Genomic DNA, 6,076 nt, shown 5'->3' with positions numbered 1-6,076 from the left:
GCATCAGGGCGGTGATGCGGTTCAGCGCGGTGTTCGGGTCGGTGCGGCTGTACTGGAAGCAGCCGTGCCGGCAGGTGTTGCCGAGGACCGGCGCGAGGTCGAAGCGGAAGCCGTCGACACCGAGGGTGTCTTTCCAGTAGGCCAGCGAATCGGTGATCAGGTCTCGTGTGACGGGGTTGTACGTGTTGACGTTGCCGCCGACGCCGGTGTTGTCCCACGGACTCTGCATGTCACTGGTGAGTGAGTAGTAGGTGGGGTTGTCCAGGCCGCGCAGGGAGAACAGGTTGTAGGTGTTCTTGTCGCTCGCGTTCCAGGGACCGCCCTCACCGGTGTGGTTGTAGACGACGTCAGTGAAGACCTTGATCCCTTTGTCGTGGAATGCTTTCACCATCTCCTTGAACTCGCGGGTGGGACCTCCGGCGCTCCGGTCGGCGGCGTAACGGCGGTCCGGCGCGAAGTAGTTGAGGGTGGAGTAGCCCCAGTAGTTGTCCCCGGCCGTGCTGGTCGGGTTCACGTCGTTGGCGTCGTTCTGGGTCTCCTGCACGGGCAGGAACTCCACCGCGGTGACGCCGAGGGCGGCCAGGTCGGCGGCCTTGAGGGCAGCGCCCTTGTAGGTGCCGCGGTAGGCGGCGGGCACGGACGGGTCGTTCTTGGTGAGTCCGCGCACATGCACTTCGTAGACGACGTCGTCCTTGAGGGCCCGGGTGGGCTTGGTCCCGGTGCTGGTGGCGTCCGCGGCCAGGACGATGCCCTTGGGGGCCTGTGGGGCGCTGTCGACGGCGCGGTGCTGAGGGCCGGTGCCGTAGACCGAGGCATCGGGGGCGGTGGGGGTGACCGGGTCGTGGGTGAGCTCACGGGCGTAGGGGTCGGTCAGCAGCTTGTTCGGGTTGAACCGGTTGCCGGCCGCGTCGACGTCCGTGACGAAGCCCGCGGTTGAACCCTTGGTCCACGCCGCGTTGTAGGGCCAGTTGGGTCCCCAGGCCCGGTAACCGTAGGAGACCGGGCCGGTGATGCCGTACTGCTGCTCGAGCGTGGCCTTGGGGACCGTCACGGACCAGACGTTGGTCGCGGAGTCCTTGGTGAGCTGGAGGGCGGCTGCCTCCTGGCTGCCGGTCGCCGTCCGGTACAGGTACAGGTCGATGCGGGTGGCGCGGGAGGAGTAGATCCGGAACTCCACGTTCGCGCCGGTCGTGTCGTAACGGGCACCCAGCGGTCCACCGCTCGCGGCCGCGGCCGGGGTGGTGAGGCCGCCGGGGGCGAGCGGTGCGGCGAGAGCCGCGGTGGCGGCGAGGACCGCTGTGGCGGTGCGTATGCCAAGGCGGCGTCTTCTGGGCGTGCGGGCAGGGGGGAACGAAGACACGGCGGCTCCTGAAGGTAGGCAGGGAGAGCCCCCGGCGCCGGTCCCAGGCGCCGTTGGTTTGAAAGAAGTTGCTGAATCTTGCCGAAAAATAGTGCAACCTTTGAGTGTGGTAAAGGCCTCGCGCACGATCGGAAGGTCCGCAACATCGCGGCGACCGCGATGACGGCTTCGTGCTCGCTGAGCTGACGTCGGCACGCGCCGGCCCTCGCTCCGGCAGCCGCATCGCGTCCGCTGCCGGGGCCGTTGTCGTGCCGCAGCGGTGCCGCAGCGGTGCCGCAGCGGTGCCGCAGCAGTGCCGCAACGGTGCTGGACCACAGCCCGTGCCCGCGCGGGGTGGAGCGCATCGCCATTTCGGTCGAGGGTGCGGCCTCCTATCGTGTCTACCGCGGCGGCGCCCAGGTCGGCACGCCGGCCTCGATCTCCTTCACCGACACCGGGCTCTCCTCCAGCACCACCTACGGCTACACCGTGGCCGCCGTTGACGGCTCCGGCGAGGTGGGTGTGTCCTCGGCAGAAGTCCAGGCCACGACCACCGGCGCGACCCACCAGTGCTACTCCGACAACAACTACAACCAGGTGGCCGCCGACCGGGCCCACCAGAGTCTCGGGTACGTCTACGCCAACGGCTCCAACCAGTACATGGGCCTGTACAACCTGTTCGAGACCCACACCCTGGAGGAGACCGGCCCCGGTTACTTCGTGATCGCCGACTCTGGTTGCCCCTCCTGAGCGGGGCGGTCGTCAGCCGGTGAACCCGCCACCGCAGCGCGCTGGAGTCCCATCTCGGGCGCATGCGGGCCATGCACGACGACCCCGAGCGCTATCTCGTGGCCGACCTCGCCTTCCACCGGGCGCTGGCCGAGGCTTCGCACAACAGCGCCCTGGCCGGGTTCCAGGCCCGCCTCGAATCCCTGGTCGCCGTGTGGATCCGGCAGAACATCCGCAAGCCGGGGGAGGGGAAGCTCGCCGAGCACGACGCTGTGCTCATGGCCGTGCGCGCCAAGGACGCGAAGGGGGCGCGGGCCGCGATGCACGCGCACATGGACTCGGCCACCCGGAGGCTGCGGGCGCAACTGGGCCGAGCCTGACGCAGCTGGGCCGAGCCTGAGGCGGCGGTCGGCGTCGCACCGGGCGCCTCGGGCATCCGGGTGTGCGACACCGCGGCCCGGGGCCTGCCGCGCCGCCTCGTCGCGCCGTGGTCTCCGGTGACGGAACCCCGTGTGCCCGCACCGTCCCGCGAGTAGAGTGACACCCCACTCCGACTCCCCTCCACCGCACTGGAAGTGACGGGCTCTCATGGGTTTGGTGGTGCAGGACCGTACGTTCCTGGAGGCCCTTGACGACAAAGCGCGGAAGGATCTGCTCCGTATCAGTGGGGAGCGCACCTTCCGGCCGGACGAGCACCTTCTGCTGGAGCGGGACGACAGCACCCATGTGCTGGTGCTCGTGGAGGGGTGGGCCGTCGTGTCGACGGCGGTCGAACGCTCGTCGGCCCGGCTGATCCTCGCCCTTCGGCGGCGGGGCGAAGTCGTCGGGGAAATGGCCGCTTTCGGCAATGCCACCCGGAGCGCCACCGTCACGGCCCTGGGACCGGTACGCGCCCTGGTGGTGTCCGGCGCCCGTTTCCGTGCCTTTGTCGGGCGTGATCCACAGGTCGGGGCTCTGCTCATGACCCAGTTCGCGGCCCGGCTCCGTACCGCCGACGAGGAGCGCCGGGCGCTGGCCTCGCTGACGGTGCTGCAGCGCGTGGCCGCGCGGCTGCTGGAACTGGCCGAGCTGCAGGGACACCCGGCCCCCCGGAGCGAGCGCCCGGGAGCGGCACGTGGTCCGGTGCCGGACGGAGAGGAGCCGAGACCCGGCGCGGGCGCGCGGATACCGGGCGGGGCGGCGCGGACGCAGGGGCGCGCGGCCGCCGGTGGCGCCGGCACCGGCACCGGCACCGGTCCCCGCGGTACGGCGGCGATGGGACGCCCGACGCGCCAGGAAGGTCCGCGGGCCGTACCCGTGCCCTCGCTCGCTTCCCCGGATCGGCGTCCGGTGTCCTCCCCTCGCCCCCCGGCCGACGAGTTCCCCGTGCTCGCGGAACTGGCCCAGCACGACCTCGCGGACGCCGTGGGGGCGACGCGGGAGGCAGTGGCCAAGGCACTGCGTTTGCTGCGGAGCGCCGGTGTCGTGCGGACCAGGCCCCGGCGGGTCGAGCTGATCGACCGCGATGCACTGCGGCTGCTGGCGGCCGGAGGGAACATCGGGTTTCCGGGCCGCTGAGTCCGGTCTGCCGGCCCCGGTCCACTGACGTCGGCCTGCAGATCCCGGCCCGTTGAACGCGGCTCGTTGACCCGACCCGTTGACCCCGGTCCATTGGCCCCGATCAGCTGACCCCGGTTCTTTTCACCACCGGCCGATGGTCTCGGCCCGGCGCCTCCCCCGGTGATCTTCAACCGGGCTTCCCTCCGGCCGTCCAATGCCCGCGCCTCCCGTTTCCCCGCGGGTGAACCACGAGGTGAGCTACGGGGTGCGTCACGGCTACGCCCCGTTCCGATCAGCCGCATGAGTCTGTGTCAAGAGTTCCTCGCGGTGGTGTTGGTGTGCGGAGTGAAGTGCGGTGCCTCCGTGCACGGCGCGCGCTTTCCGGTCCGCGATCCATGTGCTGCGACGGGATGTGTAAACGACCACATCCACCGGCAGGGGAAGCCGACATGCTGACGTGCAGTCACTGAACGACAGGGGAGGGCCGGATGGCCGACGGTGCCGTCTACAAGACCTTGATGAGCGTGGATGCCCGTGGATCCGGGACCTATCTCAACGGAGCGAAGCGCCGGATGCGCGCACAGATCTACGACCTCGCCCACGCGTCCTTCGCCGCCTGCGGAGTCGCGCGGACCATGCTCCACCTGGAGGACCGCGGCGACGGGTTCATCGCCGCGGTGGACTCGCGGATCCCGCCGGTACAGATCCTCGGCACCTGGCTCACCGAGATGCACCAGCGGCAGCGCGTCCAGAACGAGGACCTGGCCCGCCGGCTCGGGCTGCGCGTCGGAGTGCACGTGGGGCCGGTCGAGCACGACGACGAGGGGCTGTCGGGCGAGGCCATGGACCTGGTCTGCCGACTGGCGGACTCGTCGGTGGCACGCACGGTGCTGGAGCACTCGGGGCGCGATCTGGTCTGTGTGGTCTCCGAGTCGCTCCACCACGAGGTGGTACGGCACGGCGGGCGTTTCGTGGAGCCCGGCTCCTACCGCTCGGCACGGATCACGCTCAAGGAGGGGCCGGTCACCGCGTGGTTCCACGTGCCGGGGGAGCCAAGACCGGAGCTGCCGGGGGACGAGGGTTTCGGAGTACTTCCCGCAGACGCGCCCACGGGGGATCACGGGGGCGGCGCGGCTGCGGGGGGCGATGCGGAGGGCCGGAGGAAGCGGACGGACGCGGGGGGCGCCACCCCGTCCGCGGGCGTCCGGCCCTCCGCGGACGGAGGCCGCCCGACACGTGAGTCCGACGACTGGCCGGCCGGCGAGGAGGCGGGCTCCGGCGCCCGGTGGGACATCCACGTGACCGGCGGGACCAGCGTCGCCCAGCACCGCGCCGTGTTCCACGGGCCGGTCAGCTTCGGCGGTACGGACCGTGCCGCGAGGGACGACGACGGTTCCGAGGAGGGCCGTTGAACGGCGACGGCATGGGCGGGGGCCCCGTCGCGGTCGGACCGCAGGACGCCGTCGGCGCCCCCTCTCCCCGGGAGCAGTACGACCAGTACGACCAAGGCAGCGACCGCGGTTCCGCCGGGCGTGACGAGGCCCAGGGACACGGTCGGGCCCAGGGACGCGACGAGGACCCGGGACGCGACAGGAACCCTGGACGCGACAGGAACCCTGGACACGACAAGGAACCGGAACGCGACGAGGACCAGAAGGACACGGACGCGCAGGCCGGTGAGGACCGCGCCGAGTGGAGGGCGCGGCAGGAGGAGCGCTTTCGGGAAGCGATGCGGGACCCGCTGGGCGACGACAGCGTGCCCGGAGAAGCACGCGCCGCGGCCCGCGCCCAGCGCGCCGCACAGGCTCGCTTCGACGTCCGCGGCAACAGCAGCGTCTTCGACCGCAGCCGCTTCGCCCACGCGCACTTCGGTGACGTCTATGTGGGAGCGCGGGACGGGGCGGCCCCGGTCTTCGGGGACGTGCCCGAGGACGAGCTGGACCGGCTGCGGCAGGTCTACCGGCCCCCGGTCGGCTACCCCGCTCTCAAGGAGGTGCTGCGCGGCCGCCGCGTCCTGGTGCTGGGCGGTCCGCCCGGCACGGGGCGGCTGACGACCGGGCTCTGCCTGCTCGACGAGCTCACCGCGGCCACGCGTGAACCGGCCTCCGCGACTCGGACGCAGGAGACCGCGGCGACGCCTGTGCAAGAGACCTTCGCGACGCGTACGCCCCGGACCAGCCACGAGACGGTCGCCGGTACGGCGGTCCGGGGGCGCGCCACCAGGCTCGCCCCGTCCGACCTCGGGCTGATGTCCGGCGACCTGGATTCGCTGGTCGACGGTGTTCCGGACGGCGGCGGCTTCATCGTCCAGTTTCCCGAACTGCCCGGTGACTGGACCGCACCGCAGGAACCACATCTCGACGCACTCGCCGCGCGCCTCGCCGCGAAGCGGGCCTACGCGGTGCTCGTCGTCTCCCCCTCCTCACCCGCGGGGCACCTGCTGACCGGCCGCTACGGCCGGCCCTGCCC

The 6,076-nt window shown here is 71.5% G+C and carries 5 protein-coding genes and 1 pseudogene; 5 read left to right on the top strand and 1 reads right to left on the bottom strand.

The features are described from left to right. Nucleotides 1-1,360, bottom strand: a 1,360-nt coding sequence (locus tag FPZ41_RS44215) for an alpha-amylase family glycosyl hydrolase (RefSeq protein WP_322621518.1), incomplete at its 3' end; no start/stop codon positions are given. Nucleotides 1,361-1,663: 303 nt separating this feature from the next. Between FPZ41_RS44215 and FPZ41_RS44210 the strand changes: the two genes are divergently transcribed. The 5 genes and pseudogenes from FPZ41_RS44210 to FPZ41_RS44185 form a co-directional block, all read left to right on the top strand. After that, nucleotides 1,664-2,089: a hypothetical protein gene (locus FPZ41_RS44210; protein WP_228023425.1), complete on the top strand. Its 426-nt coding sequence runs from the start codon at nt 1,664-1,666 to the stop codon at nt 2,087-2,089. A 41-nt stretch (nt 2,090-2,130) separates the two neighbouring features. Continuing rightward, nucleotides 2,131-2,448, top strand: coding sequence for a FadR/GntR family transcriptional regulator (locus FPZ41_RS44205; protein WP_228023426.1), 318 nt, complete (start codon nt 2,131-2,133; stop codon nt 2,446-2,448). Between the two features lie 208 nt (nt 2,449-2,656). Continuing rightward, nucleotides 2,657-3,625, top strand: a complete 969-nt coding sequence (locus FPZ41_RS49235) for a Crp/Fnr family transcriptional regulator (RefSeq protein WP_228023424.1) — start codon at nt 2,657-2,659, stop codon at nt 3,623-3,625. A gap of 470 nt (nt 3,626-4,095) precedes the next feature. Continuing rightward, nucleotides 4,096-5,019 (top strand): nucleotidyl cyclase domain-containing protein, encoded by a 924-nt coding sequence (locus FPZ41_RS44190; protein WP_152870285.1) that lies wholly within the window; start codon nt 4,096-4,098, stop codon nt 5,017-5,019. After that, nucleotides 5,016-6,076, top strand: a pseudogene (locus FPZ41_RS44185) (hypothetical protein); the annotation flags it as partial. The gene FPZ41_RS44190 and the pseudogene FPZ41_RS44185, both read left to right, overlap by 4 nt.

The organism is Streptomyces acidicola (assembly GCF_009377235.1).
Lineage (GTDB): Bacteria > Actinomycetota > Actinomycetes > Streptomycetales > Streptomycetaceae > Streptomyces > Streptomyces acidicola.
Note: the sequence above shows the minus strand (reverse complement) of the source record. Positions and strands in the feature narration are given on the sequence as shown.

Bases quoted from the DNA above. Each gene is read 5' to 3' on its own strand.
- FPZ41_RS49235 (WP_228023424.1), top strand. From the start codon at position 2,657: ATGGGTTTGGTGGTGCAGGACCGTACGTTCCTGGAGGCCCTTGACGAC.
- FPZ41_RS44190 (WP_152870285.1), top strand. From the start codon at position 4,096: ATGGCCGACGGTGCCGTCTACAAGACCTTGATGAGCGTGGATGCCCGT.